Source organism: Bradyrhizobium sp. B117 (assembly GCF_038969555.1).
In the GTDB taxonomy this organism is placed as follows: Bacteria; Pseudomonadota; Alphaproteobacteria; order Rhizobiales; family Xanthobacteraceae; genus Bradyrhizobium.
Map to the genome: position 1 here is coordinate 4,548,367 of NZ_CP152414.1, position 26,919 is coordinate 4,575,285.

The window sequence follows — 26,919 nt, forward strand, 5'->3', positions numbered from 1 at the left end:
GCAGCCGCATTACTGCGGAAGGTTGCGGACCGACCCGCATCACAAACCTGCAGTCCCATCACCATTGCCTTTCGCTGAGAGGGGTACTTGTGTGACTGACCTCATCTTGTCACCAGTGCCCATGATCGTCGTCGCACGTTCCGGCTCAATGCGTCCTCGCAGTACGTCAGAGAGGCCGCGAATGTTTCCTCGCAACCGACCTCGACGATCGATAAACGGTTCGGGCTTCAAAAAACGTGCGAGATTGCTGGCGACATTCCTAAAGATATGGCTCGCTGCCTGACGGGCAGTCATCGTGCCTTTGCGCAACAGGTAGATCGGATTGACCACCTGGGAATAACCTAGTTTGTCTCCCGCGACCCTCCCGCCCTTGACACCCATGTGAACACCGCGAGCATGCGCAGATTTGATCAGGCGTCCCCCGTGCTTTGCGAGCGCCGCGCCGAAGTCCCTGTCTTCCTGCCAGCCGTAAAGTACAAGGCGCTCGTCGAACCTCGTTTCGCCGATCGCCGCGGCACGAAAAGCCATGTTGCAGCCATAGGGACTAAACGGTTCAATCCACATCGAGCCTTGCGGGCTGTTATTTGCTGCAAGGATGCTCCGCGCTTCGTCAAAGCTTAGTCCCGGCCCGTGAATGCCATCAGCAAGTAGATAGCCCGTAAGTCCGATGACATCCGGCTCGTCGCGGAAAATCATGGCGGCAGCCGCCAGCCAGTCCGGATCGGCGACAAAATCATCGTCAAAGAAGGCCACAACCTCAGCGGCATTGCCCAGGGCGGCGAGGGCGGTATTTCGCTGAGCCGGCAATCCAGGAGGACCGAGGACAACTCGAACGCCCGGTAGATTCGCCGCTTCGCCGGCGTCCTCCGGCAGGACGCCTGAGACGACAATGGACTTGGGCTGCAGGGTCTGATTACGAAGCAGGTGCGTAAGGGTGGCGGTGACGATTTCAGGGCGGCCTCGCGTTGCGACGACGACGGCTATGCTCGGTAGGGGCAGGGCTTTCACTGTAGGTGCACTCAAGGCGCGTCTGGGTTCGTGCATAAGTTCGAGATAGCCGGCGGCGGTACTCTCCCATGAGAAATGTCGGAGCCGCTCGCGTCCTCTTCCGACAAGTTCAGTTCTTTGCTCCGTCGAACTTGCGAGCTGTCGAACCTGTCGAACCCATTCGGCAGGATCGTCGGGCGCGGCAAGCAGGGCTGCATCGCCACACACTTCAGGCATGCTGGCGCGGTTGGACGAAATGACCGGACATCCACGGGCCATCGCTTCAATGATGGGAAGCCCAAACCCCTCGGTCCACGACGGAAAGAGCAAGCACAACGCTCGTTCCATCAGGTACGCGAGATCGTCGTCCGTAACGTAGCCAAGCAGTTTTACCCCTTGCGCGCCGGTCAGGCTCTCGGGAGCGTAAATATCCGCGCCTCCTCCTGCGATGATTATGCTGAGATTCATGGCAGCAAGTTCCGGTGCGATTCTGAGAACGAGCTGCAGATTTTTGTGGGAAGCACGCGACCCCAGCGCCAATGCAAAACGTCCATCGGGCACGGCTGAGGGGGCGATGTGGGCGCGAGTTGGCTCCCAAGTCAGTGCGTGTTCGTGGCCATTTGGAAGGACCGCAATGTCGGCGGCGCGCACAGGAAGGTGACAAGCAATTTGGCGGGCCGAGGCGGCTGAGACAGTCGCAATCCTGGCAGCACGCTTGGCCAGCAACGGCTGCAGGGTTCGGTACGTCGTGCGGAACAGTGAGCGATAGCTCCGCGGCGCTACAAAGACGTTCGCGTCGTGAATACATACCACCTGATCGGACTTGATCGCTGGCGCGGTGTTGCAAAGATTGAGGAGTCGGTCCGGCCATCGCGCCGGAAGCACTATCTGCTCCCAGAGATGCCCAGCAAGCGGCCCGGCGGTTATGAGGGGGATAGACTGGAATCCCGGATCGGCGGCATCAGCTGGGGCAATGATCGCGGCTTCTTTGCCCCGCGCGGCGAGTGATCTACTCATGGCGGCGCTGACATTATGGGCGTACCGCTGAACTCCAGTCAGCGGTTGAGTCAAGAACCGGCCATTTATGCCGAAGTTGGCGGACGAGCTCATGCGTTCGCTCCTGATGCGGGGGAGGGCGCGAGCAGGACGGGTGCAAGCTGGTCACGAGGGGAGGAGCACGCAAGCCCGGCAAGAGCGTAAAACAGTAGGCCTTGCTCCACCGTGGGAGCGGCTAAGGTGTCTCCTATCATGAGCGCCAGGCAGGCGGTCCGGGCTGCAATGCAGGCATCCGCCTCAAACGTATGGGGCGCATTTCGTTGCCCGAAAAGCGCCGTCGTCACGAAAAGCAAGTAGAATGTCGTTCCGGGGATTCCGACGTTCGAGAGGAGTGCGATCGGAAGACTCGACGTGCGTACGGTCCCCAACCCGACACCCAATCCAAGAGAATCAAAGAAGTTCTGCATCGCATAGCTGTTCCAGGAGCTGCGCTCGATGGCCGAAGTCGAAGACGACTTGTTGAGGATAAGCGTGTCCGCATAGCGCTGCACGATTTCCGAGGCTCTCTCATCGAGAAGTACAGCAAGGATCAGTGTGATCAGAAGGACAGGGGCGCATAGTGCCGCTGCTGAACTGAAAGGGCGAGCGGAGTCAAAGCCAGTACGCTGCAGCATTGAGATATATAGGAACAAGAGCACCAACGGAGCGCTCGCGAGCCCGGTAGAAGACGTGGATAGAATGACGAGAGCGAACGAGGCGGCAGCCAAAAGGCCGGTCAAGGTGGCGTTCCTGCCGAAGAGAAAGAGCGTACCCGTGAATGCGAGGGCACCCAGTGTCGCGCGCGCAAAGGCGGATGCTTCCGGGTAAGAACCGACGATGCGCTTTGCGCCATTCAGCTCATCGTCGAAGTGCATGGTGTACCGAGCATTACGCATGAAACTGAGGAGAGCCTGCGTCCCGGTAGCGTATGTGCCGATGTCCAGCATCGCTAGCAGGACGTTGCCCGCAGAGTAGCTCACTAGCGCGGTGACAATGGTCCGAAAGCCGCCAAGGCTCGAACCGATCGCAACTGTCATTCCAAAACAGGTGAGATTGGCTATCATGTAAATGGATTGCGTAAAATTGCTTGACACCGGGCCAAGAGGGACCGTTGACCCGGTGTTGGCATATTCCGACGCTCCCAATGGAACAATCTGCGTTCCCCCAGCCAGCAGCCGCGGAAGCAGGACGGCTGAGCCAACTCCATAAACAACCAAGCATAACAGCCAAAAGCCGGGCTGGCCGAAGCTCACGGATCTGATTGCCGCCGCGGCCACGTGCCGCTGGGAAAGCACCGTTGCAAGCACAAAAACCAGAAACAGGTGAGCTGGTTGTATGTTCGCACTGCCGACGAGAATGGCGGCGGCAGCTCCGAATAGGGTTGTGCAGATGAGCACGCTGAATGTGGCTCGCTGGCCGAGAGGCAGGCAAAGCAAACCGAGCAGGACGGTTAGCACTCCGATCGGTTCCACACTCATTGCGCGCTAACCCTGATTGTACCGGAAGCTCCCATGACGTCCTTCGTCACCAGATCCTGTTTTGGCCAAATCGATGCTGCAGACTCGCGGGATCGTTCCTCAGTTGGTGGCAGCCCGTACTATTAGCGCGCTATCACGGCTCGCACTGAGTGCATGGAATCGAGCATAGGGAGGAGAGCATGCTTCAGTACGGGGAATTCCCGCGCTATCGCACCTTCGCGCCACAGTTCAGCTCGGAGCGATGCTAATCTGCTCAAGGTCGGCCTAGCCTGGTGTGGGCGAAACACGTTCAGGACATCCGGCCGGCCAAAATCAACCGAGCGGTCAGGAAGGTCGAGGCAATGCAAAACTTCCGCAGTGGGGCGCGTGATGGCCTTCTTAAGGCGAACCCAGGCTAACTCGGTGTCTATCGATGCTTTGACTGCGCCTTCAATCGAAAGCTCATCGACGTAACCAAGTGCTCCTGAGAGAAGGTCATTTCTGTGGCCTGGATCAATGAATCCGTAGCGGATGTCGCCGCAATTGGCCGCGACGTCGTCCTCCCCGTCTTCGACGAACGAGCGAACCGAAGGAATCGCCGGCTCAAACAAGCTCTCGATGAGATGCCAATACCGCAGGACGCATGAGTGTATGTCGAGAGGGCTATAGCAATTTCGCTCTACCAATAGGCCCGCGACTTTTGGGAAATGCTCCTCCCCATGTCCTTTGTAATTCGCCCGGGCGAATTGAATAGTTTCGATACTGAGTGCGGGGAAAGCGCTCGCCATCAGGCGTTGAGTGCTGCCGTAAAGGCCTGTGTCGCAAAGTAGGATCCGCGAGGTATCGTTCCGAAGCTTTGAAAAATGGCGCTCGAACCGTGCATTCTGCTGCCGAATGTCCGACAACACCGCTTCACCGGAACTGTGAAAAAGCATGTCGAGAAAGTCCCCCGCGGCAAACGGCTCATTCCACCGGTCTGGAAGGCTATACCGCCGTCCGCCGATTGCGCTCGCTACGTCTGAAAACGAGCGACCGCGGAATTCGCGGGAAAGTTCCTCAACCGCGGCAGAACTGCGCGTTAGAATCGCGGCCCGCGCGGCGACTAGTCGCGAAACCATGAAGTTGCCCCGCCGCATTCCCAGGGGAAGAGAAAGTCTTGCGAGGACCCGCTCGAATGCTTCCCTAATTCCGACGCCCCCTCTGGCGCAAAACAGCAACGCAGATCTGTCGTGTGTCTCAACTTCGGCGGCATAAAGCCAAATCCGCACGCAAAATTGCGTAACGATTGGTCCGAGGACGAAACGTCCAAACGCATGGGCATTTTCCAGAGGCGCCGGCGGCCGTTTAGCAAATTGCGTCCTGGACGAGAGAGCGCTCCTCATCAGGGCCAAGGCTCCGTTTGCCTTGCGAAGATGGCTCAGCCAAATCGGACGTGGCGTATGAACGGCAGTGATGCCGTGCACCGACGCATTCTTAAGATCGGCGCGGACGTCATCGCCGATATGCAGGATGCGACCCAGCGACACGCTTTCCGCCTCCGCAACATATGGAAACAAATCGCCGCGCCGCTTCGTACGTGCACAATCGCTACTAGTGTAGATCTGGCCGATGAGATCCGGGACGTAAAAGTGATGAATAAGTTCGCGCACATCTTCGGCCGATAGCATCGTGTCGCTGACGGCAACGATACGGCGACCAGCATGACGGTTCGCGAGCAGGACGTTGGCCAAGTAGCGGTTTGGGACAAGTGACTTTTTCTCGACGTCCAGCTCGATCGCCAATCTCGTCGCGATCTCTGAGGCTGGAAGGCCTAGCAGTTTGAGTTGGCGTCCGATGACGTCCGTCAATCGGACCTCGCCGGATCTGCCGGCTTCGAGGGCCCTGAATGCCAGTCGTTCCGCTTCAGCTCGAGCGGTGATCAGCAACGATGGCTCAATCTGCCACCCGCGCGAGGCAAGAGATCTGCTGAATAAATGTTCAGCTTGCCTAATGCGTGAGCGAGCAGATCTCGTTGTTCGCAACAGAAGCGTATCGAAGACATCAGTCGAAATCAGATCGATCGCACCGGAAGCGCTGATGCACTCAGCAAGTTCCTGTGGACTCATAATCGAAAACTCCAAACTGGTGACGACTACCTCGATTTAAAACACCGAACGCCTGCAGTTATGATCTGCACTACAAGGTTCCAAAATTAGCTGTTGCCCATATGAACTGATCCCTTGTAGCATTTTGCGTGCCAATTCGAGGTCGACCACTCTGGGTGACGTTGATGAGAGTTGCGCTAATGTCCTTGGTCGATGTTGAAGACGAGTTGTTTGAGCGAATTGTTTTTAGAGCAAGACGATGACAGTTTTTGCGAAGCGCGGCCTTTCGGCACTTGCGTCGCTTGCTAGTCGGGCGGCGAAAAGTCCTTCGCTCCGTAGGATGATGTTTAATGCGATCCGCCTGCAACGTATTGAGGTCGAGCGCTTTAGCCGAATGGAGGAGATTCGGTTTTTGGCGTATTGCTTTGTGAATCGCCATCAATCCCGATCACAGATACTCCAGGACCTCTGGGTGGGGTACGAGCTTGGCGAGAGGCGCGGAGGCTTTTTTGTCGAGTTTGGAGCAACCAATGGAATTTTGAATAGCAACACCTGGCTGTTGGAGAAAAAGTTTGGCTGGAAGGGAATTGTAGCTGAGCCAAATCCGCTCTGGCATTTGGCGCTTATGCAAAATCGCAGCTCGAGCATCGACCGACGATGTGTCAGCTCGAGCTCGGGTACGAAGGTGAAATTCCTGATTACGGACTCGGTTGATCCGGAGCTGAGCGGCGTCGCCGAGTTCGCTGGTGGCGATCATTTTGCAGAAGTGCGATCAGGGGGTCAGGAAATACAAGTCGAGACTGTGACCCTCAATCAGCTTCTTATCGATCATGACGCGCCGGCGAAGATCGATTACATGTCTATCGACACCGAAGGCAGCGAATACGACATTCTACGTGCCTTCGACTTCTCACGGTATGCGATAGATCTTATCTCGGTCGAACAGAACAGGAAGACCGAGGCGGCAATTGATGCGATTTTGACAAGACACGGGTATACACGGGTTTTCAAAGAGTTTTCTCAATGGGATGGCTGGTACGTGCGCGCGGGGGCGGGGGGCGATCGAAATGGATCGCGAACGAGTCCGGCCGGCAACGCTTGATCGCGTGCTCGCCCTTCTGCCAATTCGCGGTAGCCGATGAGTAGGATCGTGTTGGGATGAATCGAGCGCTGCCGACGCATGTGGGGTGCATCCGCCATGCCGGTAGTTGAACCCATGGCCGAAGGCGAATCCATCAAAGTAGCAATGCTGCTTAGTTGCAGCTCGTTCGAAGGGTTCTTCGGTTGGGTCCTGCATCAGACGCGATCGAGCTATCTCGCGAGCTACCGAAACGACTGGGCGTGGTACTACGCGCGCGGTTTGAAGCAAAATGGCATCACTCCATTGCTCTACATTCCGTCACTCCGCGAGGCCGGGAGGTATGACACGGATCTCGGCATAGCCGTCCGGTTTTTGCGGCTTGACGATTGGTACAATCTGATCGAGCGCATATGGGTGAAGCGGCTGATCCGCCGCACGCGTTGGTCTCTTTATGCCGAGGAACGGCTGAACACGATCGCCTTTATGCAATCCCTTAACCAAGCCTTGAGAGAAGACGAGATCGATCTTCTGTACGTTCAAGAGTACTGGAGTGGAAGGTTCGATCATCTGGTAGGTCGAGTCGATGTGCCGGTCGTCGGTGCAGATCACGGCGGGCTGCCGGACCGTGTTGTAAAGCTCTTCAAGCGCGGGGCGTTTTCGAGTGCAGCGCTTTGCTACAGCCAGACCGAATGCGAATGCGACGTCGTTAGGCATTATGGTGGTCGATCCCGACTGCAGCCGAATGGGTGTGACGTCGCCCAATTCTTTCCTGACGCCGCCGCAACGCGGGGGAAGACTATCCTGACAATTGCGCGGTTGACGAACAGGCAAAAGCGAACCAGCGATCTCATTCGGGCTTTAGCCGAACTGCCAGACGAATGGACCTTGGATATCGTGGGCACAGGGCCGGATAGAGACGTTTTGGATAGGCTTGTTGTAAGTCTCGGATTGTCCGACAGAGTTCGATTTCGCGGGTTTGTCGGTCGATCTGACGTGCGCGAGTTTCTTCGGAATTGCGGAGTTTATGCGATGCCCTCAGCTAACGAGGCGGTCGCTCTCGCAGTACTAGAAGCGATGGCTTGTGGCGCGGCGGTGGTTCTCAGCCGGATCAGGGCATTCGAGCAGCTTGTGACGCCTGGTGTCGATGGCCTTCTGTTCCCTGTCGGCGATGTGAAGGCATTGGCAGCGGCCATCCTTGATGCCTGGAAAAATCGTCAATTCCTTGGTCGGGCCGCCATCGAGACCGTACGAACGCACTATGACGCCAAGGTACTGTATACTCAGCTGGCGGACAGTTTGCGCAGCTCGGTCGATCGATACCGGCTTCGCGTTGATTGAGCTTTTGTCTTTTAAGATGCGGCCCTGCTTCATCTGCCGAATTTGATGCGCGACAGTTTAAGCAAGAAGGGATCTTCTCAATGAAAGAGCTATACGAAGGGGACAGCTATGGCAAAAACAACCCTACGTGGCATGAGGAAGATGCGCCTTGGAAGGCCAGTCAAATCGAGCACATAATGAAAAGAAACAATCTACCGCACGAGCATATATGCGAAATCGGGTGCGGGACCGGTGAGATTCTGTTGAATCTAGAAAGAACGTTTCCTACAGCGCGCTTGTCAGGCTACGAAGTCTCACCTGATGCATTTCGGCGGGCAGCACCGAAAGCGACGCATCACACGCAGTTCTACCTAAAGGACTTGCTGGACGAACCCAACTTGCAATTCGACGTTGTGCTTATCATTGATGTCATAGAGCATGTGGAGGACTACATTTCGTTCATTAAGCGATTGCGACCTTTTGGCACGTTCAAGGTCTTTCACATCCCTTTGGATTTATCCGCGCAATCCATTCTGCGAGCGTGGCCGATTGCTGAACTCAGAAGAAACGTGGGCCACATTCATTATTTCTTCAAACAGTCTGCGCTGGCGACCCTTGAGGATTGCGGTTACACGATTGTAGACCATTGCTATACGGCCAGCCGCCTGGAATTGCCAAATCAAGCCTGGACCAGTCGTCTGATGCGCTTGCCGCGCCGGTTGCTCTTTGCGGCTGAACCTGATCTTGCAGTCCGGTTGCTTGGCGGCTACTCGCTGCTGGTCGTTGCGACGTGAGGATGTGCTCCGTCGCATCCATCATAATCATGGCTATCACGCCACGGACTGGCTCAACCGGCCGCCGTCATCGGGACTTAACTACTTTTCCGTTACTGGAAGCTTGTCAGTCGCAGGCAGCTTGTGGTGCGTCGCGCGAAAAATCCGGCGAGCGGCGAGTCCAACGACATAGCTGGCTTGCAAAATGATCTGGCCGGCTGCGATTAGCAGCACAGTTTCACCTCTACCGAGCCGCTGCTCGAACGCAACAAAGAGCGAGACAAACAACAAGAGCAAAAGGAAGGGCAGCAATACGCGGAATCGGAAGCGGAGTCCCAAGAGCGCTCCGAAAATAGCCAGCCCAATTGCGGCGTATTCCATGTTGTGCCTTCGAGGCGTGCGAAGCCTCTTCAGAAGAATTGAGGTTGGTTGTGCGTCGCCGACCGCCAGCAATTTTGCCCGGCGGTGATCGATCGTCTAACGGAACCTGATCGACACGACAAGATCACACCTGCTGTACACAAAACAGCCTAAACTTGGGGCGAAAATGCAGATTCTGTGGACGTACTCCAGCGGTCTCAGCATTGTGATACCGCTCAGCTGGAGGTATAAAGATACCTCGGAACTACTTTGCTCGCGGCAGAACTCGTATCTTTCTTCTCCCGCTTGAGCTTTTTGCTTGCAGCCAAACCGGCATCTCGCGGGCGGCTGCACATTTGCGCGCCGGGTGGCCATGCAAATGGACGTCGCACTCCCAGCCTATAAACAGTGCTTTGCCATTGCCAAGCCGAACATTAGGCTCATCTCAATCGGGACGTGGGTTCAAGCAGGTTTCGATGCGCATTTTGCAATTGCTCAACCATACGCGCCGCCTGAATGGCCATGTTCATGCCGCCGTGGACTTAGCGTGTGCCCAGGCCAAATTGGGCCATCAGGTTGCTGTTGCAAGCAGCGGAGGAGATTTTGATCCGCTGCTCGCCTCGAGCAACGTGGAAATAATGCAGGTGTGCATTGAGCGTCGACCGAAGAAGCTCGTCGACGGCGCATCACTGCTGTATCGGCTCGTGCGTGATTGGCGAGCGGACATCGTACACGCCCACATGATGACGAGTGCCGTCCTTGCCTGGCCAATTTGCAAACTGCTCAAGATTCCACTGGTCACAACCGTGCACAACGAATTTGAGAGAAGCGCAATTCTCATGGGGCTTGGCGCACGAGTAATCGCCGTAAGCGCTGCCGTCGGGACTTCAATGCGAAAACGCGGTGTCCCAGAATCGCGGATCCGCGTTGTGCTTAATGGAACAATCGGTGCGGCACGGCTCGAAAAGCAGGATCGTAGTCCCGCCTCACTTCAATCGCCCGCAGTGGTTTTTGTCGGCGGGCTTCATCCGAGAAAGGGTCTCGCTGACCTCTTTTCCGCGTTCGAGGCGGTGCACAGGGTCATCCCTACCGCGCATTTGTATATCGTTGGCGATGGTCCGCACCGGGCCGAGTATTTGACGCAAGTTAGCTCGATGGCGTGTGCTGAGGCAGTCACCTTCATGGGTGCTCAAGACAATCCTTTTCCATTTTTGCTCGGGGCAGATGTTTTCGTGCTTCCGTCGCATGCTGATCCCGCCCCTCTGGTACTGTCGGAGGCGCGTGAAGCTGGTTGCGCTATTGTCGCGAGTAACGTGGATGGAATTCCTGAAATGCTCGATGGCGGCAGAGCGGGGATCCTCGTTCCGACGGGCGATCCGGCGGGGCTTGCCGTAGTGCTGCGCTCCTTGCTGGAGGACAAACAAGCCGTGCTGGAGTGGAAGAAAAACAGTCAAATCAATCTCGATTTTCTTACAATCGATCGGGTGGCCCGTGAAACGCTTCAGATTTATGAAGAAGCGTCCCGGCACGTTCATGGGCGCGCTTGAAACAAGTACATTTGGCAACCCATTCAGGAGCGATGCACTCACGCGAACGGGTGCTATTTCTGCTCCCAAGCTGGCTATTATCATTACCTGCTTCAATTATGAATCGTTCGTCGAACGCGCGATCAGAAGCGTTTTGGATCAGAAGTGCGATGCCTGCGAACTTGTCGTTATAGACGACGGCTCAACTGACCACTCGTGGGAGACAATTTCCCGCTCCGGTGTCAAAGCTTTCAAGATCGAGAATAGGGGGCAGCTGGGGGCTTGCCTCTACGGATTGGGAACCACGCAAGCACCCTTCATATTGTTCCTCGATGCCGATGACGAATTGAAGCCCGGTTCACTGACGAAGCTCCTCGACAAGTTGGACGAGCGCGTTGCGAAGGTACAATTCGGGCTTACACTGATCGATGCCGATGGCAATCCTTTGGGTCCATTTTGCTCACTCAATACGTTTCGAGAACGTGACCGCGTGCTGGACGAAGTGCTCAGGCGCGGTGTGTATAAGACGCCGCCAACTTCCGGCAATGTATTTCGCCGTGACGTGTGCGAACTGCTGCGCGAAGTTAACTACGACAAAGCAGTTGACGGGGTGATTCTGTTTGCTGCCCCGCTGTTTGGCGATGTCGTAAGCCTTTCCGAAGAGCTGGGGCACTATCGCGTGCATGGCCGAAATGACTCCCGGCTCGGGCAGCTTCCGACGGCGCCCGTGCTCGAGCGTGATATGCGGCGATTCGCGCTTCGCACAGAGCACCTCCGTGACATTGTAAGGCGGCTCGCGCCTGGGCGTGAGCTGATCCAGCCTCAACAAGCCTTCTACTATCGTGAGCGCGCATATTGCCTTGAGATCGTGACGGGGAGAGCCCGAAGATCGACCAGCGTTGCGGCGCTACTCGTGGGGCTTCTAGTGGAACCCTATGCGCCCGCTCGAAAGCTTGCGATGGCCGCGTTCTTCGTGTTCGGGGCTTTTTTGCCGACCAGGGCAGCCAAAGCATTGCTCGCCATTCGGTCCCAAGGCGGACATCGATCGGCCAAAGCTTATGTTCGCGCGATCTCAGCTCCTTTCCGGAGCTAACGCGAGATAGCCGCGCGGCCTCCTCTCAATGGCAGGGCTGTGGCACGTGACCGAGGAGTGAAGAGAAGGCATCATTCCGCGCGTCCAATAGAAGTTCCCATCGGTAAGGAAAATGGCGAACTGATCCTTATATCGAGTGTTCGGCCGATCAGATGGTTCTATGTAACCAACTTGATTGACAAGCTTCTGCTCGACAACACGCTAACTCAGTGGAGTCCTGCGAGCAAGCTGCGCCCGGAGCGATTTGTACGGATCGCTATGACGCCGGGAGACTTGTATGTCTTCTGGGGTTGCCGGTCGATTCATACCAATGCGCCTTGCCATGCCGAAGATTAGGGCCACGACGCTTTTCATTATGCGGACCCGCACCATGAGAGCAGCCCGAAGGAGTTCTTGCGAAGCTGATGAGTGCTGACGCTCAATTGGCCTGACCGTCACTGGCGCACTCCGGGCTCGGCAGCCTTGACCAAGCGTTGGAACACGGCCAGTTTTGTCGGTTCGTTCCGCGTCGCTGCCACAACATCACAGCAAGTCGTGGAAGATGAAGGTCTGTCCAACCGCGCTTCCGATCGCTCCGCCCCGAACCACCGCTTCGTTGTAGGTCGCCTGATCGACATAAAGGTTACGATCCGTTTGTGGCGTGCCGTCCCAGCGGTCGTTGAGGAAGTGAACCAGCACGGTGTGGTCGCCCGGAGCCCAATCGCCTTGCACCGTGATGAGTTCGTCCTGTCCCGCCGCATGGGAGGCGTGCGCGGTGAGCGTGCCGCCGATCTGCACGCCATCAACCGCGATAGAATACAGCGCATCACCGAGATAAGCGTCCTCGCTGATCTTCAACACCAACTGGTCCGGTCCGGTGCCGATCACGGTCGCGGAGCCCGTCGGCGGCGGAGGAGAGGGTGTGGTGGGCGGAGAGGGCGTGGTCGGCGGCGGCGTTGTCGTTCCGCCTGACGTGTCCGTGAACAGGAAGCTCTGTCCTACGGCGTTTCCGATCGCGCCGGCTGCATCGTTGACGCCGTTGTAAGTCGCGCCGTCGACATAGAGGTTGCGGTCGCTCTGTGGCGTACCGTCCCAGCGGTCGTTGAGGAAGCGAACCAGCACGGTGTGGTCGCCCTGAGCCCAATCGCCTTGCACCGTGATGAGTTCGTCCTGTCCCGCCGCATGGGAGGCGTGCGCGGTGAGCGTGCCGCCGATCTGCACGCCATCGACCGAGACAGTATATAGCGCATCACCGAGATAAGCGTCCTCGCTGATCTTCAACACCAACTGGTCCGGTCCGGTGCCGATCACGGTCGTGGAGCCCGTCGGAGGCGGCGGAGAGGGCGTGGTGGGCGGCGGCGTTGTCGTTCCGCGTGACTTGTCCGTGAACAGAAAGCTTTGTCCTACGGCGTTTCCGATCGCGCCGGCTGCATCGTTGACGCCGTTGTAAGTCGCGCCGTCGACATAGAGGTTGCGGTCGCTCTGTGGCGTACCGTCCCAGCGGTCGTTGAGGAAGCGAACCAGCACGGTGTGGTCGCCCTGAGCCCAATCGCCTTGCACCGTGATGAGTTCGTCCTGTCCCGCCGCATGGGAGGCGTGCGCGGTGAGCGTGCCGCCGATCTGCACGCCATCGACCGAGACAGTATATAGCGCATCACCAAGATAAGCGTCCTCGCTGATCTTCAACACCAACTGGTCCGGTCCGGTGCCGATCACGGTCGAGGAGCCCAACGGCGGCGGAAACGTCTGCGAAGCCGCCTGGGCGCCGTAGAGGCCGGGATCATATCCATCGGGCGAGGAGACGGTATCGTGCACAACGGCGAGCGCGTTTGGATCCGAAGAATAGACGCGGATGTAGTCGATATAGGCAGTGATCGGCACGCCGCCGCCGGAAGCGGGCGACTGCGTAGCGAGGTCCGCAATCAGATACATCGGGCCGTGCATGTCGCTCGGAGTCGCGCGCGTCCCGATCAACTGGCCATCAATGTAGAAGCTGATCTGGTTGGGCCCCCAATTCATGCCGTAGGTATGGTAGCCGGCCGGGTTCGGCATCAGGCTCGCCACCTGGAGCAGCGCTTGCCAGTTCTGGTTCGGCGCCGGGTCCGTGGTGTGGATGCCGCTAAAGATGGCCGCGTCATTGACGCCATAGTTCTCGACGATATCGAGCTCCTGCCAGTGTCCGGCTCCAGCTGGATCAGGGAGCGGGTGGTCGGGCAAAAGCCAAAACGCTTCCCATGCGCCGGGCAGGTTGGAGAAATCCGCACGGATCTCAAAGTAGCCGTACGTCTGGGAGAAATGTCCCTGTGTGGTGATCAAGCCGGATTCCCAGGCTCCGGGAACTCCATAAGGCGTTCGATCGGGAACGGCGGTGATCGAAAGCACGCCCTGAGAGACAGAGAAGGGGTCATAGCCCGAGCCGGGATCGACAAACGAGCTGGTGCCGAACCCAACGTCTGAAAAGGCGTCGCCGAGCCATTGCGCTCGCGTATCGCCCCAGGTTGTGCCAGCGCCCGTCAGCGAGATGCTCCGCGCGTTGAACTCGTCATCGAATGTGAGCTTGTAGCCTGTCAAGTCGATCATCGGGCTCCTCCCTTGGGAAAGCGTCGATTGAAGCGGCCGAGCGAATTATGCGTATCTGATCTCGGCTGCACAAGGGGTACACGGTGTAATTCGACCGGACGCCGATGTGACTAATTTCTAATCAGAGGGGCAAGGTTGGGTCGCTGATCCACGGCATTGCCCACCTACGACACAGCACGCACAGCCGAGGCTCTGCGGCGCGTTGCCGTAGCTCGTTAAGCTCGATTGCTACGAGGATCGCGCCGTGGCACGGCGCGATCGTGCGCGATGGTCAAATCACGGTTTGAGCGACGTGGAGCGTTTCTCGACCAAAAGGGAAGATAGCGACATGCAACGTGAAGTTTAGGAATGGCCTGGCGGGTGCGGCGCCAGTATCGGTCCTGTCGAGGTCTCGGTGGCAGTGGCGAGCAAAAATCTTCCGGCGCGATCTCGCGGCTTTCGCGCCAAGCGCGTGAACGCCTTCTGGTGATGGGCCCGTGATGATGCGGCCATCCGAGCCGCCGATAAAAGGCGCGCCGGTCGTTGCGGGTGAACTTAATGATGGAATGGGCGCCTCGGTGCTCCAATGGTGAAGATCGCTTCCGCGAGCTATGGCATCCGGCTGGTGGCACAAGGGCGTCTATACGTTCTTCGTTGCACCTAAGGCGCCTCGTGCAAACCTCAATGATGCCGAAATCAGGCGTATGACCGCTGAACCGAACTGTACGATCGTGGAGTTGACGTCAGCCGAAAGCATGTTCGAGCACCCGTTCACTCACAGAGAAGTCGTTGCGCCAAATGAGGCCGCCCGATTCTGGACCGAACTGGATGGCATCCTGGCTGCGCTGCTCGACATTGAAAGGAGTCTCGGTTTCGACGGAATCACTATCAAGGTCGACTGTCGGACGCCGACGGTAAACACCAAGTTCGAAGTGTGGTCGCCGGCGGCTGACACGCAGGCCGGGAAGCTAGTTGGCCTGATCTACGATGTCGCCTGGGAGGCTTTGTCTACTCCTTCGGCAATCAAGTTCCTCGAAAACCTCCGTCCGTATTTGCGCGAAGGTTAGCTTGGCGGCGCAAATTGCAGCGACCTCTGCTCGCTAATTCGGTACCTCCTCATGGACCGCGCGTCTTCTCCACTTTTCCTATAATGGCTTGGGGCCGCTGGCGTCGCGCCGAACGCCACGAGCACTCCGTCAATCTAAGAAGGTTGCCTGCCTATCGCTTCCGCCGCAATGTAGTCCAGAACGGCCGCGGAGGGTTTCGCTTGAGAATCCCTTGTCCAGACACGACGACCTTGACACGTTTGCTTCCGATGAGTAGGCGGTTTAGCTTTGAAGGAGTTCTTTCTTCTGCTCTCCTCGACGGGGCTTGCCTATCGCCGATGCCAGCTTGACCGAGTGAATGGCGAGGAATTGGAGGTCAGCTTCCTTCGCCAAAAGTCGAAGGCGACGAAATCTCCGGCTTGATCAGACAGACCGCTTGCCAAATTTTCCCGTGCCCTGGAACCTTGTCCTTCTGTGCACTTTGTAACATCCAGAAAAAGTGCGAGTGCGGGGGGAGCCTTGACGGAAATGCCATTCATCCTGGTCATCGAGGATGACGATGCGATCCAGAGCTTTGTTGAGGATGTGCTGAACGAGGGGGGCTTCGAGACCGCTGTCGCAAGGACCGGCGAGGAGGCCGTGACTCTCCTTAAAGGGGGGCTCGTTACATACCGCGGCCTCGTGACTGACATCAATCTCCTGGGAAGGTTCAACGGCTGGGAGGTGGCGCGCGCAGCACGTGAGGTCGATCCCAGCTTCCCCGTGGTCTATATGTCCGGCGTGGCCGCTGACGAATGGCTGGTAAAGGGCGTGCCCAACAGCATAATGCTTCAGAAACCGTTCGCGCCCGCGCAGCTCGTGACGGCAGTTTCCAACCTCGTCAACGGCTGCTTGGGTCTCAAAGCACCACATGACGCCGCCCGCTAGCCCTGGTGCTCAGTGGCGCGATTCTTCTTTGACCTTTGCGGTACAGAAAACGTCGATGATCCCGGCGGCCTCGTGTTTGAGCACGAAATAGATGCTTTTCGTGCAGCTCAAAGACTTGCCGAAGAATTGGCGAGTAGCCGACCCCATTTGAGAGAAAATACATGGGTGGTCGTGACGAGGGACGATAGCGCCAGCGCCTATCATGTGAGCCTTTAACATCATCCCGAGTGCCATTCCGTTGCATGCCGTTATGAACCGGCGACGGCTGCCGAGTACAAAATGCACACACACACACACGAAAGCCACTCCAAGTCAGCACGGAAGAAAAAAGATGAACGGCCCTCGGGGGAGTATCCCGATGTTAGAACGTCGTGCCTCAAAACGGCTTTTAGTCAATCAACCCGCGCTGATCCGCTTTCGCGACATTCGTGGAGTTCATCCATGTGTTGTGAGAAACCTCAGCGACGAAGGAGCCTGCCTTAGCTCTCCGGTCCACATTTTCGCCGATGAGCTTGACCTATCGGTTGACGGGTTCAAGAGTACTCTGAGGTGCGAAGTTGTGTGGAGAGACGAGCATCTGTATGGCGTAAAATTCAAAGGCGGCAAACACTGTGGCCCATTGTGATGTGGCCTTGGCACAGGCCCGGAGTACTATTTGGCAGAGCCAGTGTGCTGGCTGACTTGAAATGCGGCCTCCTGAGGGCCAACGCCCGCATTTCTATTGCGGGTCAAAACGCGAAGAACTCAGGTTGAGCAAATCTGGTCCGCTCTGGCTCAACGAGCGGACTTCCTACCGCGGAGGCGCGACTTCGCAGATGGGCGAGGAACAGACATGGCTACGCTTCTGCAGAGCTCGACGTTGACGTTTCCGTGGGCCGAAGCACTAACTGCGCGGCAGAAGAGAATACCCGTGAGCGCATGAGAACGGTGGCGACAAGGCCGGTAATACCTGACGCCGCCAGGATCATGGCAACGACGACGAATTGATAGATCGCCGCGTAAACGGGACTGGCGCCAGAGACCATCATGCCGGCCATGACTCCCGGGATCCAGACCAGCCCGAGAGACTTGAGCATATCGAGGCGAGGCAGAAGACTCGCATACACCGCGCTCTGAAGATAAGGCGCAACCGTAACCGTAGGCTCTGCGCCCAGTGAGAGCCCTGCCTCGATCTGGCCGACATGGGCCATGATCTCGGCCCGGAAGCGTTCTGCCGCCTGCGCGCATGCATTCATCGCATTGGCGATGATCATGCTGCCTACAGGCACGAGTATCGCGATGTCCGCCTGAAGGCTTCGGGTCGCGAGCATCGCAGCGATCACCGTCCCGGCGCCAGCGGCAATCGCCCAGAAGCAAAGCAGCAACGCGCCATCCATTCTGCGGAGGCGGCGGGCGGCCGTGAATGCCGCTGCAACTGTCATCGCCAACAGGATGAGCGGTCCGACCATCAGGCTGCCATGCAGCAGCACGGCCAGAATCATGCCGACAAACACCATCTGAATGAGGCCGCGCGCCATCGAGATGGCCGCTTCGCGCTCCACGCGGACCGCTTGCCACCGGCAGAGGGCTACGACCGCTGCACACAGCACGATGGCGGCGACGGCCTGGGCCAGCCCCATCAGCACATCGCGACCTATGCTGACATGCAACTCAGACATCATGCAGAACCTCCCTGGTGGCGCCGATCCTGACAATCCGGCCTGCTTCCAGGATCATCGTCCTGTCCGCGAGCCGGACGGCCTGTTCGCGATTGTGGGTGACGATCACGCAAGCCACTCGACGTTCCCGGACAACCCCCTGCACAAGCTCTTCGACCCCGTGCACGGATGCCTCATCGAGCGCGGAGGTCGGCTCGTCGAGCAGCAGAACCTCAGGGTCGTTCGCGAGCGTTCGAGCCACCGCCACGCGCTGGGCCTCACCCCCGGAAAGATGGCCTACGTCACGATCGGAGAATCCCGACAGACCGACCCGCTCGAGCAATGTTGCAATCTGCACGGGCGCCATGGCTTGCCCGCGTTGCCGCGGTCCGAAGGAGATGTTCGCGGCAACCGTGCCGGGAAAGAGAAAGGCCGTCTGCATGACCATGCCGACGCGCCGCCTCAACTCCCGCGGGGCGATCGAGCGGTAGTCCGAGGACCTGAGCAGAACTGTGCCGGCCGTGGGCTCATCCAGCCGGTTCAGCAGCCGGAGGAACGATGATTTCCCGGCTCCGCTGGGGCCGACGACAGCGAGAATCTCGCCGGCCGAAACCTGGATATCGACGTCCTGGACGAGCAGCCGCCGTCCCACGCTTCTCGACAGGTGCCTGGTCTCCAACACCGTGAGCGCTCCCTGAGGGCCGCTGTCGCCGGCGCTAGATGTGTCCGTCGGTGCTGCTGCCTCGCCCAATTCATTCGATGTGGAACTGTCGGTCACGTCGCTTCTTTCTGTACACATTGGGGCGTCTTCGGGGAGGTCTCCGCGGCTGTTGATCAAAATGGCGGCGGCTTTGGCTGCGTCGGCTTCGGGCCGAAAGCCCGCGCGATATCGCGCTGCGGACGATCGGTCCTGGATACCGCGAACTGCCGCGCAAATTCCTCGTCAGCGGCCTTCTTGTATGGGGCGCTCGTCAGCGAAGCCAGAAACGCCACCAGGTCATCGATCTCCGGTTCAGTCATGGCCAATGGCTGGATATCCTCATCAAGCCAGGGGTCCGTGAGACCGTCGCCTTTGTTGTAGTGATCCACGACATCCCACAACGTCTGCATCGATCCGTCGTGGAAGTAAGGTCCCGTCACCAGCACGTTGCGCAAATCAGGCGTTTTGAACGCCGCAATGTCGGCCGGCCGCTTCGTGACAAGAAAGCGTCCCAGCACAGACATTTCGCTCGTGATCGCCGCAGTATCGAGAGCAGGCGGGTGTCCTTGCGCAAGCTCATGTTCCGCCTGCTGCGCCAGTGGACCGACCTGATGGCGGAGGATTCCGATGCCGATGTTGTGGAATTCGTTATCTGTAAACGTGTTCACATCGCGCTTGTCGGCCGACAAGGCGTGGCAGAGGTTGCAGCGCGCCTTGGTGTTGAACAATTCCCAGCCACGCTTGGCCTCTCCGTTGATGGCCTCGCCGTCGCCGGCGATGAAATGGTCAAAGGGGGAATCGAAAGAGGTCAATGTCCGTTCGTAAGCCGCGATGGCGCGCAACATATCCTGTTCGTTCACGCCTCGGCCGAAAGCCAGCTTGAACTGTGCCTGATAGTCTCCGTCACCGGCGATCTTGGATACGGCGTCGGCGAGGCTGGTTGAACCCATCTCGAACGGGTTGGTGATGGGCATTGCCGCCTGCTGCTCCAGCGTAGTAGCCCGGCCATCCCAAAACTGCGTCTTGTTGTAGAGAGCATTGAGTACCGTGGGGGAATTGCGCTGGCCGACGCGTCCGAGTATCCCGATCGAGACGGACCTGCCGTCGGTGAAAGCGCGCGCCGGATCGTGACAGGTGGCGCAGGCGACGGTGCCGTCACCCGAGAGCCGGCCGTCGAAGAACAGCTTCTGGCCCAAGGCAATCGCGGCAGGCGTACGCGGAGTGGCCGGCGGCGTCACCGCTGCCGTCAGAGCCGCAGGAAAGCCCAACTGGTCTGGTGAACGGGGCGCAGCCGGTGGCCCTTGTCCGGGCAGTGGAGGCGCCTTCCCTGGCTCGAGCGCGGGCGGCGGGCTGATGCCGGTCTCTCCGTTCGCCGGTGACGCCGCAATCGCAAGGTGTGACAAGAACAGCAGGGCTACGAATGATTTGGCGCGCATCCGATCCCTCTTTGAATCGTGAGACAATCCACGCAACGCGAATCCGCGTTCGCAAAAAACGAGGGCCGCCTCGCTTGTTCGCTCTTCGCGGCGGTATCAGCTCTCTGGAGTGTTAGCGAAAACCCAATGCGACACAAGATATTCCCAATCCGCACGCCAGGTTGCCCGAACGAACGTGCAGCTCGGGGGGCGATGATCTTGCTGATCACGCGAGCAACCGATAGCCCGGCGACGAGTGCGACATGTCCGCTTTGGGTCGATTCTGTTGAAAAAGTCGAAAGTAACGCCACGGCGAAAATCTCGCTGAAATCAACTCAGAGCGAGCGCCGGCAAGAAAAGCCTCGTAGTAAAGCTAGGAAGATCACCGAGCGGTCCTGACTATGTTGACGCTGGTCCCCCACGTCCTGCTACGTCAAACGCTTCAGATGTCCTCAGAAAATGGGCATGCTCACGACAAAGGCCCTTTTCAACAGAATCGGTCAAAAGGCGACGTGGCCATCGTTACCGATCTTGGAGCAAAGCAGACTTAGCGGCGGTACATCCCACATCATCAAGATCAGCGGATATCCGCTCCTCCACACCCGTCGGGTATTGCACTGACATTGTGTCATCCTACGACGCTGCGCGACGTGATCGTGCAGAAGGCCACGGTAGCCAGCTAGGCATGATAGCGGCAGCAGTGTCTGGTATCGCAGGTGCAGCGGCAGCCAGCTTAGGTCGTCGCCGCCGAAGGCCGCAGAGTCGAAGGCGTAGAGCTGGACTTCATCGTCCACCTACGAGTGCAGCGCGTTCGGAGACGCCGTGTACGACGGCTTCATCGTCAACCACGAACCGGCTCTGGCGATCTTGCGGACCGCGAGCCGTCGTATTTGGCTCGTGGATCCAATCGGAACCTCCTGCTTGGCGATCGGAGAGGTAAACTTAAAGTGCCGGATCGATTGCGCGTCCTTGCTGACCATTCAGGTGCGTGGTGCGCCGACCATCGTCAAGTCCTAGGCGAATTTGTAAAGGCCGATTTCGAACTCGACCAAGGTCTGTAACGCTTGCGAGTCAGCAAACGGCAGAAGTTGCATCAAGATGACGCCAGCGCTGCGTCCAGCATGAGATCTGGTTCTGCGCCATCAACCTACGGTTTCGGTCGCGGCACCGTGTTGACGTCAAGGCTGCCTCGATTGAGAAGCATGCGCACGAGTTTCAAATAGAGGGCGGTTTGCGAGGCAATTGTCCTGCTAGCGTTCCTGTCCGGAACTGAGGTGCGTATCTTCGCGTTGGTAGCTTGGACGGCGGTCAAGAAGGCCATCAAAGATGGTCGGCAACAGCTGCAAGAAGGTCGAGCGGCGGCTCGGGCGATATCGCAAGCACAGGTGATCCGATAAGCCGCTTAAGTTCACCCCACCGCTGGTCAAGGGCAGGGGAGGTAACGGTGCCATGGGCGACATCGAAGCAAGGACTATCCGCAAGGTGATGTGGCGGTTATTGCCCTTCCTCTTCTGCTGCTACTTCGTCGCCTACCTCGACCGGGTGAACGTCGGTTTCGCCAAACTACAGATGAACTCGGCGCTCGGCCTGTCGGAGGCGGCATACGGCTTGGGCGCGGGCCTATTCTTCATCTCCTACTTCATGTTCGAGGTGCCATCCAACCTTGCGTTGGATAGGTTCGGCGCTCGGCTCTGGATCGCCCGCATCATGTTCAGCTGGGGCGTCATCTCTGCTCTGTTCGCCTTCATCCCCTCGATCTCGACGGCCACCGGGATTTCGACCGAGTGGGTTTTCTACATCCTCCGTTTCCTGCTCGGTCTCGCCGAGGCGGGTTTCTTCCCCGGGATCATCTTCTATCTGACTCTGTGGTTCCCGTCGGTCTACCGCGCGCGGGTCGTCTCGCTGTTCATGCTGGCTATCCCGTTCTCGTCGATTGCGGGGGGCCCGATTTCCGGGGCTCTGCTAAACATCTCCGGCGGGGGACTCCATGGCTGGCAGTGGCTTTTCATCCTCGAAGCGTTGCCGTCGATCATAATGGCCTTGGCGGTCATCTTTTACCTGACGGACCGGCCGGCCATCGCAACGTGGCTCGCCAACGACGAGAGGGGCTGGCTCGAAGGACGACTGGAGGCCGAGAGGCAGCACAAGGTGGCGGTCGAGCACGTCGGCATCCTCAAGGCGCTCACCGATCTCCGCGTCCTGGCCTGCGCATTCGTCTACTTCTGTCTGAACGCGGCGAGCTATGGTGTGGCGTTCTTCCTACCGACGATCATCAAGAACTTCGGCGTGAGCAACTTTGAGACGGGTTTGCTCTCCGCCGTGCCCTTCTTGTTTGGCGCAGTCGGGATGGTCCTCCTGGGCCGTAACTCCGATCGCACCTTGAAGCGTCGGGAGCATGTTTGCTTCGCCATGCTCCTTGCGGCGGTCGGTCTCGCGGGCGCGGGCTTGGTCTCCGCCCCGGTGCTCGTGCTTGGCTTCCTCTGCCTGAGTCAGATCGGAGTTTCCGCGACGCCCCCTCTGCTGTGGCCGATACCGAGCGCCTTCCTGACGGGCGCTTCGGCCGCGGCAGGGATCGCCGGCATCAATGCGCTCGGCAATCTGTCCGGGTTTGCTGGACCCTACGCGATGGGCTACCTCAAAGACGCCACTGGCAACTTCACGGCCGGGCTGCTAGCTCTGGGTTGCTGCGCCTTGGTTGGAAGCCTTGTAGCCCTGACGTTCAAGGTCAATCCGCAAATGGAGATCGCGGGCGCTGCGCCGGGTAGGCCGGCGCGGGCCCCGGCCCGTTGAGTGGATAGCCTGCGTTCTAGGCGCGCTGAACACGTCGAAATTCGTCCGCAGCGCGGCAGGAGATACGGGAGCCAAGGTCACGGCAGCCGTATACGGAAAACTGGTGTTCTTCCTGGCTCAAAAACCCGCGGTTTTGCAGACCCATTCAGTACGGTTCGAACGTATACGGAAATCACTTGATTTGCGTATAGGATGCCATATGATTCCAGCTTCAACCAGGAGCGGCATCATGAAGCGCGTCGGCATCTATCTACGAGTTTCCACGGATAGTCAGACCACAGAGAACCAGCGCCGTGAGTTGGAGGCTGTCGCCGCACGGTCCAGGTGGGAAGTTGTCGGTGTCTACGAGGATGCCGGCATCAGTGGTGCCAAGGGCCGCGACAAGCGACCCGGGTTTGATCAGCTGCTGAAAGACGCCACAGCGCGCAAGGTCAACATGATCGCGACCTGGTCTGTTGATCGCCTCGGCCGCAGCCTGCAAGATCTTGTCGGCTTCCTGACTGAGCTGCATGCGCTGAAATGCGATCTCTACCTGCACCAGCAGGCGCTCGATACCAGCACTCCCTCGGGCCGCGCGATGTTTCAGATGCTCGGCGTATTCGCCGAATTCGAGCGCGGCATGATCCGTGAGCGAGTCAATGCCGGGCTTGCGCGGGCCAGGGCGAGAGGAACCAAGCTAGGCCGGCGTCCAGTCAAGGCATCGGTGGAGGCCCGCATTCGCGAGCTCAGGGCGGAAGGTATGGGCATCCTCAAGATTGGCCGCACGGTCGGCGTCGGCACCAGCGTGGTGCAGCGCGTGATCGAGCAATGAAGGGGAGGGCTCGCCTGCCGATCTAGACGATAGCCGCACTTAGACGTGGAATCATAAAATCTGTCGGATGGGGATTTCTCAAACGTCCGCTTCTACCCCAATAGCGACCAACGAGCGGACACTCCGAAATCGACGCTATGGGCCACTTCCGGACTCATGCATTGCAGCGGATTGCGCCTCATTCGATTGCCTAAGTCGGCGCGGCCGAGCTGCGGCTGCAGCACGGTGAAACCGAACTTGTGGCAGTTTTAGAAATGATCATCTCAGGGTTCGTAGCTTACTGCTGTGTAACGATGGGTCCACTGAGGCTTGTCACTCCTTCGCTTCGTTGTATTCGGCTGAGAACTCAATTGACCATCGCGCAAAGTACGAATGCAATCCCGAGTGGGCTTTTCGACGCCAAAACGTTTGGCGACATGCCCCTCACGCAGCCACCTCACCGCCGATGCGTAGGCCCGCGACTGCTCGACTTTCAACCGTTGCGATGCCGGCGATCTCTGTCGATAGCGAAAACCGTTTCGACGTCGACAGGCACGCCGATCAACTCCCGTCGCAGTGCCTCCTCCACTTCGTTCGGCACTCGCGATCTGACAACACGGATTTAGATTACTGACCTTGACGCAGGCACTTGAGAACCATTGAGACTGTGCTATGCTTTTTTCGGTTGACGCATCGCCACCTTGGAATTTCGTGTTCACGATCCAGGGGAGCACCATGGTCGCGAAAGAAATCCGGCTCAGCGCCAATGCGATCGGGAAGATAGCCCCTGGTGCTCATAGTACCGGGGAGGGAATACCCGGCTCATCGCGCTCTGATTTCGGCATGCGCCGCCGCCAATTCCTCGTAAGTACCGCCATGACTTTGGTGTTCTCGGCGACCTCCGCCCAGGCGTTAGTCGTCAAGGACGGTTTGCCGTGGGCACCAAGTGCCGGCACTCCGCCAACAACGATACACCCTGGACCATGGGTGTATTTCACTCCGGAGGAAGGAGCTGCCGTCGAAGCGCTCGTCGATCGGCTGATTCCGCCGGACCCTCAGACGCCGGGGGGCAAGGATGCCGGCTGTGCGGTCTTTATCGACCGACAACTTGCGGGATCTTATGGCAGCGCCGAGGGGCTCTACATGCACGGGCCCTTCGCCGACGGAACGCCCGAGCAGGGAGATCAGTCGCCGTTGACCCCGGCAGCTCGCTATCGCCAGGCTTTGGCCGCATTGGACAAATATTGCCGCGCCGCCTACGCGGGAAAGCCCTTCGCCCAGATTTCGGACGATGAGAAGGACAAGGTTCTCTCCGGGTTGGAGAAAGACGAGGTGCAACTGGAAGGAACGAGCGGTCGCGCGTTCTTCGAGTATCTACTGCAGAACACGCGGGAGGGGTTCTTCGCTGACCCAGTTTACGGCGGCAACCGCGACATGGTCGGCTGGAAGATGGTCGGATTTCCCGGCGCGCGCTATGATTACCGCGACTGGGTTGAGCGGCACAACGAGCGCTATCCGCTGCCACCCGTCGGCATTGCTGGCCGACGCGAATAGGGGCCAAAGGCGCAATAAGTCTCGTCCGGAGTGTCGGGAAGATGACGCGCAAATTGCCAGCAACTGATGTGGTGATCGTGGGGCTGGGCTGGACTGGCTCCATATTGGCGCATGAGCTGACTGGTGCCGGATTAAACGTGGTGGCGATCGAACGCGGACCGTGGCGCGATACGGCGACCGATTTCCCGCCGGCCTATGCGCAAGATGAGCTGCGTTACCGCATCCGCCATGATCTATTCCTCCGGCCGGAACAGCTGACGATGACTTTCCGTAACAACGCTAGTCAGACGGCGCTGCCGATCCGCAGCTGGGGATCCTTCATGCCGCCCAATGGCGTTGGCGGCGGCGGCGTGCATTGGAATGCCGAGACGTGGCGCTTCCTGCCCAGCGACTTCGAGCTGAGAACGCATCTGGTGGGGCGCTATGGCGAAAAATTCCTGCCCGAGGACATGACGATCCAGGACTGGGGGATTACCTATGATGACCTCGAGCCCCACTACGACAAGTTTGAGTATCTGTGTGGCACCTCGGGTAAAGCCGGAAACATAAGGGGACTGATACAGGCAGGTGGAAATCCTTTCGAGGGAGCCCGCTCCCGCGAATATCCGACGCCGCCGCAGAAGCAGCCATACGGCCCGACGCTGTTCGCACAGGCCGCTCAGGGAATGGGCTACAAGCCCTTCCCGCAACCTTCGGGGAATCTCTCACAGCCATATACGAACCCGCTTGGCGTCACGATAGGCCCTTGTACCTATTGCGGCTTCTGCGAATGGTTCGGCTGCGGCAACTACTCGAAGGCCAGTCCGCAAACCACGATCCTGCCGGCACTTATCCGCCGCCCTAACTTCGAGGCGCGCACGCAGTGCGAAGTGTCGAAGATCAACCTGGATAAATCAGGAAAACGCGCCAGCGGCGTCACCTATGTCGACAGCAGTGGCAACGAATGGGAGCAGCCGGCCGACCTCGTGCTGCTTTGCGCCTTCCAGTTGTTCAACGTGCAACTACTGCTGACATCGGGAATCGGCAAGCCCTATGATCCGCGCGCGGGCGAGGGCGTGATCGGGCGAAACTATTCCTACCAAGTCACATCCAGCGTCGGCGCGTTTTTCGACGACAAGATCTTCAATCCCTTCATCGCATCGGGGTCGATCGGAATGTGCATCGACGAGTTCAACGGCGACAATTTCGATCACGGCCCGCATGGCTTCGTAGGCGGCGGCTACATGGGGGCGGTGCAGACCAATGGCCGACCGATCCAGACTGCGAGGACGCCACGGGCAACGCCGAGATGGGGCGCCGAGTGGAAGAAGGCTGTGGCGAAAAGTTACTTGAGCAGCTATGAGGCGGTCACGCATGGCAGTTGCTATAGTTATCGCGACGTGCATCTCGACCTCGATCCGACCTACACGGACCGCTTCGGGCGCAAGTTGATGCGCCTAACGTTCGATTTCCACGACAACGAGCTCAAGATGTCGACATACCTGACGGACCGGCTGGCTGAGGTCGTGCAGAAGATGGGACCGCGGCAACTTGAGAAACACCCGCGTCGCGGTCCTTACGACGTCACCGTATATCAGACAACGCACACTTGCGGCGGTGCCATTATGGGCGTCGAGCCCAAGACCAGCGCGCTCAATCGCTATTTGCAGAGCTGGGACGTGCCTAACCTGTTCGTCATGGGTGCCACGGCCTTCCCGCAGAACCCCGGGTATAATCCGACGGATACTGTGGGCGCGCTAGCCTATTGGGCGGCAGATGCAATCGTAAACCGCTACCTGAAGAGTCCCGGCCCGCTCGTGCAGATTTGAC

Annotated in this window: 20 protein-coding genes; 12 read left to right on the forward strand and 8 right to left on the reverse strand. The window is 58.5% G+C overall.

The annotated features are described in order from the left end of the window. Positions 1 to 39 precede the first annotated feature (39 nt). The 3 genes from AAFG16_RS22350 to AAFG16_RS22360 all read right to left on the reverse strand — a co-directional run bounded on the left by AAFG16_RS22350 (position 40) and on the right by AAFG16_RS22360 (position 5,584). A complete protein-coding gene (locus AAFG16_RS22350) occupies positions 40 to 2,097 on the reverse strand; it encodes a glycosyltransferase (RefSeq protein WP_342740562.1) in 2,058 nt (685 codons plus the stop codon). Beyond that, entirely contained in the window at positions 2,094 to 3,500 is a 1,407-nt protein-coding gene (locus AAFG16_RS22355) for a hypothetical protein (RefSeq protein WP_283079813.1), read from the reverse strand. Before AAFG16_RS22355 ends, AAFG16_RS22350 begins: the two co-directional genes overlap by 4 nt. A gap of 122 nt (positions 3,501 to 3,622) precedes the next feature. Continuing rightward, positions 3,623 to 5,584, reverse strand: a complete 1,962-nt coding sequence (locus tag AAFG16_RS22360) for a hydrolase (protein WP_342740563.1) — start codon at positions 5,582 to 5,584, stop codon at positions 3,623 to 3,625. Between the two features lie 238 nt (positions 5,585 to 5,822). On the opposite strand from AAFG16_RS22360, the gene AAFG16_RS22365 reads away from it, so the two are divergent. From AAFG16_RS22365 to AAFG16_RS22375, 3 genes are all read left to right on the forward strand, one after another. After that, positions 5,823 to 6,665 (forward strand): FkbM family methyltransferase, encoded by an 843-nt coding sequence (locus AAFG16_RS22365; protein ID WP_342740564.1) that lies wholly within the window; start codon positions 5,823 to 5,825, stop codon positions 6,663 to 6,665. A gap of 96 nt (positions 6,666 to 6,761) precedes the next feature. Beyond that, positions 6,762 to 7,982: a glycosyltransferase family 4 protein gene (locus AAFG16_RS22370; RefSeq protein ID WP_342740565.1), complete on the forward strand. Its 1,221-nt coding sequence runs from the start codon at positions 6,762 to 6,764 to the stop codon at positions 7,980 to 7,982. 80 nt (positions 7,983 to 8,062) lie between these two features. Beyond that, positions 8,063 to 8,755 carry a class I SAM-dependent methyltransferase gene (locus tag AAFG16_RS22375; protein ID WP_342740566.1) on the forward strand — a complete coding sequence of 231 codons (693 nt, stop codon included), beginning with the start codon at positions 8,063 to 8,065 and terminating at the stop codon, positions 8,753 to 8,755. A gap of 81 nt (positions 8,756 to 8,836) precedes the next feature. Here the strand turns inward: AAFG16_RS22375 and AAFG16_RS22380 are convergent, their stop codons facing one another. Beyond that, on the reverse strand, positions 8,837 to 9,115 hold the full coding sequence (locus tag AAFG16_RS22380) for a hypothetical protein (RefSeq protein ID WP_283079808.1): 279 nt from the start codon (positions 9,113 to 9,115) through the stop codon (positions 8,837 to 8,839). A 455-nt stretch (positions 9,116 to 9,570) separates the two neighbouring features. Between AAFG16_RS22380 and AAFG16_RS22385 the strand changes: the two genes are divergently transcribed. After that, positions 9,571 to 10,641, forward strand: coding sequence for a glycosyltransferase family 4 protein (locus AAFG16_RS22385; RefSeq protein ID WP_283079807.1), 1,071 nt, complete (start codon positions 9,571 to 9,573; stop codon positions 10,639 to 10,641). After that, entirely contained in the window at positions 10,604 to 11,713 is a 1,110-nt protein-coding gene (locus AAFG16_RS22390; protein ID WP_342740567.1) for a glycosyltransferase family 2 protein, read from the forward strand. The genes AAFG16_RS22385 and AAFG16_RS22390 overlap by 38 nt, the downstream gene beginning before the upstream one ends. A 522-nt stretch (positions 11,714 to 12,235) precedes the next feature. On the opposite strand, the gene AAFG16_RS22395 is transcribed toward AAFG16_RS22390, so the two are convergent. Beyond that, complete coding sequence (locus tag AAFG16_RS22395; protein ID WP_342740568.1) at positions 12,236 to 14,272, reverse strand: carbohydrate-binding domain-containing protein; 2,037 nt, start codon at positions 14,270 to 14,272, stop codon at positions 12,236 to 12,238. 590 nt (positions 14,273 to 14,862) lie between these two features. Between AAFG16_RS22395 and AAFG16_RS22400 the strand changes: the two genes are divergently transcribed. Together AAFG16_RS22400 and AAFG16_RS22405 are read left to right on the forward strand one after the other, a co-directional pair. Next, positions 14,863 to 15,318, forward strand: coding sequence for a hypothetical protein (locus AAFG16_RS22400; RefSeq protein ID WP_342740569.1), 456 nt, complete (start codon positions 14,863 to 14,865; stop codon positions 15,316 to 15,318). A 507-nt stretch (positions 15,319 to 15,825) separates the two neighbouring features. Further along, positions 15,826 to 16,224: a response regulator gene (locus AAFG16_RS22405; RefSeq protein WP_342740570.1), complete on the forward strand. Its 399-nt coding sequence runs from the start codon at positions 15,826 to 15,828 to the stop codon at positions 16,222 to 16,224. Positions 16,225 to 17,060: 836 nt separating this feature from the next. On the opposite strand, the gene AAFG16_RS22410 is transcribed toward AAFG16_RS22405, so the two are convergent. From AAFG16_RS22410 to AAFG16_RS22420, 3 genes are read right to left on the reverse strand one after another with little or no spacing between them, the layout of a single operon-like run. Beyond that, positions 17,061 to 17,885 carry an ABC transporter permease gene (locus AAFG16_RS22410; protein WP_342740571.1) on the reverse strand — a complete coding sequence of 275 codons (825 nt, stop codon included), beginning with the start codon at positions 17,883 to 17,885 and terminating at the stop codon, positions 17,061 to 17,063. Then, the gene (locus AAFG16_RS22415) at positions 17,875 to 18,639 is read right to left on the reverse strand and encodes a phosphate ABC transporter ATP-binding protein (protein WP_342740572.1); all 765 of its coding nucleotides are present in this window, start codon (positions 18,637 to 18,639) and stop codon (positions 17,875 to 17,877) included. Before AAFG16_RS22415 ends, AAFG16_RS22410 begins: the two co-directional genes overlap by 11 nt. A 56-nt stretch (positions 18,640 to 18,695) precedes the next feature. After that, a complete protein-coding gene (locus tag AAFG16_RS22420; RefSeq protein ID WP_342740573.1) occupies positions 18,696 to 19,997 on the reverse strand; it encodes a cytochrome c peroxidase in 1,302 nt (433 codons plus the stop codon). 801 nt (positions 19,998 to 20,798) lie between these two features. On the opposite strand from AAFG16_RS22420, the gene AAFG16_RS22425 reads away from it, so the two are divergent. The 5 genes from AAFG16_RS22425 to AAFG16_RS22445 all read left to right on the forward strand — a co-directional run bounded on the left by AAFG16_RS22425 (position 20,799) and on the right by AAFG16_RS22445 (position 26,918). Continuing rightward, complete coding sequence (locus AAFG16_RS22425) at positions 20,799 to 20,993, forward strand: hypothetical protein (RefSeq protein ID WP_342740574.1); 195 nt, start codon at positions 20,799 to 20,801, stop codon at positions 20,991 to 20,993. Between the two features lie 432 nt (positions 20,994 to 21,425). Further along, a complete protein-coding gene (locus tag AAFG16_RS22430; RefSeq protein ID WP_342740575.1) occupies positions 21,426 to 22,766 on the forward strand; it encodes an MFS transporter in 1,341 nt (446 codons plus the stop codon). Between the two features lie 229 nt (positions 22,767 to 22,995). Next, positions 22,996 to 23,577, forward strand: coding sequence for a recombinase family protein (locus tag AAFG16_RS22435; protein ID WP_342740576.1), 582 nt, complete (start codon positions 22,996 to 22,998; stop codon positions 23,575 to 23,577). Between the two features lie 651 nt (positions 23,578 to 24,228). Next, a complete protein-coding gene (locus tag AAFG16_RS22440; RefSeq protein WP_342740577.1) occupies positions 24,229 to 25,110 on the forward strand; it encodes a gluconate 2-dehydrogenase subunit 3 family protein in 882 nt (293 codons plus the stop codon). Positions 25,111 to 25,151: 41 nt separating this feature from the next. Beyond that, complete coding sequence (locus AAFG16_RS22445) at positions 25,152 to 26,918, forward strand: GMC family oxidoreductase (protein WP_342740578.1); 1,767 nt, start codon at positions 25,152 to 25,154, stop codon at positions 26,916 to 26,918. Position 26,919: the final 1 nt, after the last annotated feature.

Coding starts and splice junctions, on each gene's coding strand:
- AAFG16_RS22350 (WP_342740562.1), bottom strand. CDS start 2,097: ATGAGCTCGTCCGCCAACTTCGGCATAAATGGCCGGTTCTTGACTCAA.
- AAFG16_RS22355 (WP_283079813.1), bottom strand. CDS start 3,500: ATGAGTGTGGAACCGATCGGAGTGCTAACCGTCCTGCTCGGTTTGCTT.
- AAFG16_RS22360 (WP_342740563.1), bottom strand. CDS start 5,584: ATGAGTCCACAGGAACTTGCTGAGTGCATCAGCGCTTCCGGTGCGATC.
- AAFG16_RS22365 (WP_342740564.1), top strand. CDS start 5,823: ATGACAGTTTTTGCGAAGCGCGGCCTTTCGGCACTTGCGTCGCTTGCT.
- AAFG16_RS22370 (WP_342740565.1), top strand. CDS start 6,762: ATGCCGGTAGTTGAACCCATGGCCGAAGGCGAATCCATCAAAGTAGCA.
- AAFG16_RS22375 (WP_342740566.1), top strand. CDS start 8,063: ATGAAAGAGCTATACGAAGGGGACAGCTATGGCAAAAACAACCCTACG.
- AAFG16_RS22380 (WP_283079808.1), bottom strand. CDS start 9,115: ATGGAATACGCCGCAATTGGGCTGGCTATTTTCGGAGCGCTCTTGGGA.
- AAFG16_RS22385 (WP_283079807.1), top strand. CDS start 9,571: ATGCGCATTTTGCAATTGCTCAACCATACGCGCCGCCTGAATGGCCAT.
- AAFG16_RS22390 (WP_342740567.1), top strand. CDS start 10,604: ATGAAGAAGCGTCCCGGCACGTTCATGGGCGCGCTTGAAACAAGTACA.
- AAFG16_RS22395 (WP_342740568.1), bottom strand. CDS start 14,272: ATGATCGACTTGACAGGCTACAAGCTCACATTCGATGACGAGTTCAAC.
- AAFG16_RS22400 (WP_342740569.1), top strand. CDS start 14,863: ATGGCATCCGGCTGGTGGCACAAGGGCGTCTATACGTTCTTCGTTGCA.
- AAFG16_RS22405 (WP_342740570.1), top strand. CDS start 15,826: ATGCCATTCATCCTGGTCATCGAGGATGACGATGCGATCCAGAGCTTT.
- AAFG16_RS22410 (WP_342740571.1), bottom strand. CDS start 17,885: ATGATGTCTGAGTTGCATGTCAGCATAGGTCGCGATGTGCTGATGGGG.
- AAFG16_RS22420 (WP_342740573.1), bottom strand. CDS start 19,997: ATGCGCGCCAAATCATTCGTAGCCCTGCTGTTCTTGTCACACCTTGCG.
- AAFG16_RS22430 (WP_342740575.1), top strand. CDS start 21,426: ATGGGCGACATCGAAGCAAGGACTATCCGCAAGGTGATGTGGCGGTTA.
- AAFG16_RS22435 (WP_342740576.1), top strand. CDS start 22,996: ATGAAGCGCGTCGGCATCTATCTACGAGTTTCCACGGATAGTCAGACC.
- AAFG16_RS22440 (WP_342740577.1), top strand. CDS start 24,229: ATGCTTTTTTCGGTTGACGCATCGCCACCTTGGAATTTCGTGTTCACG.
- AAFG16_RS22445 (WP_342740578.1), top strand. CDS start 25,152: ATGACGCGCAAATTGCCAGCAACTGATGTGGTGATCGTGGGGCTGGGC.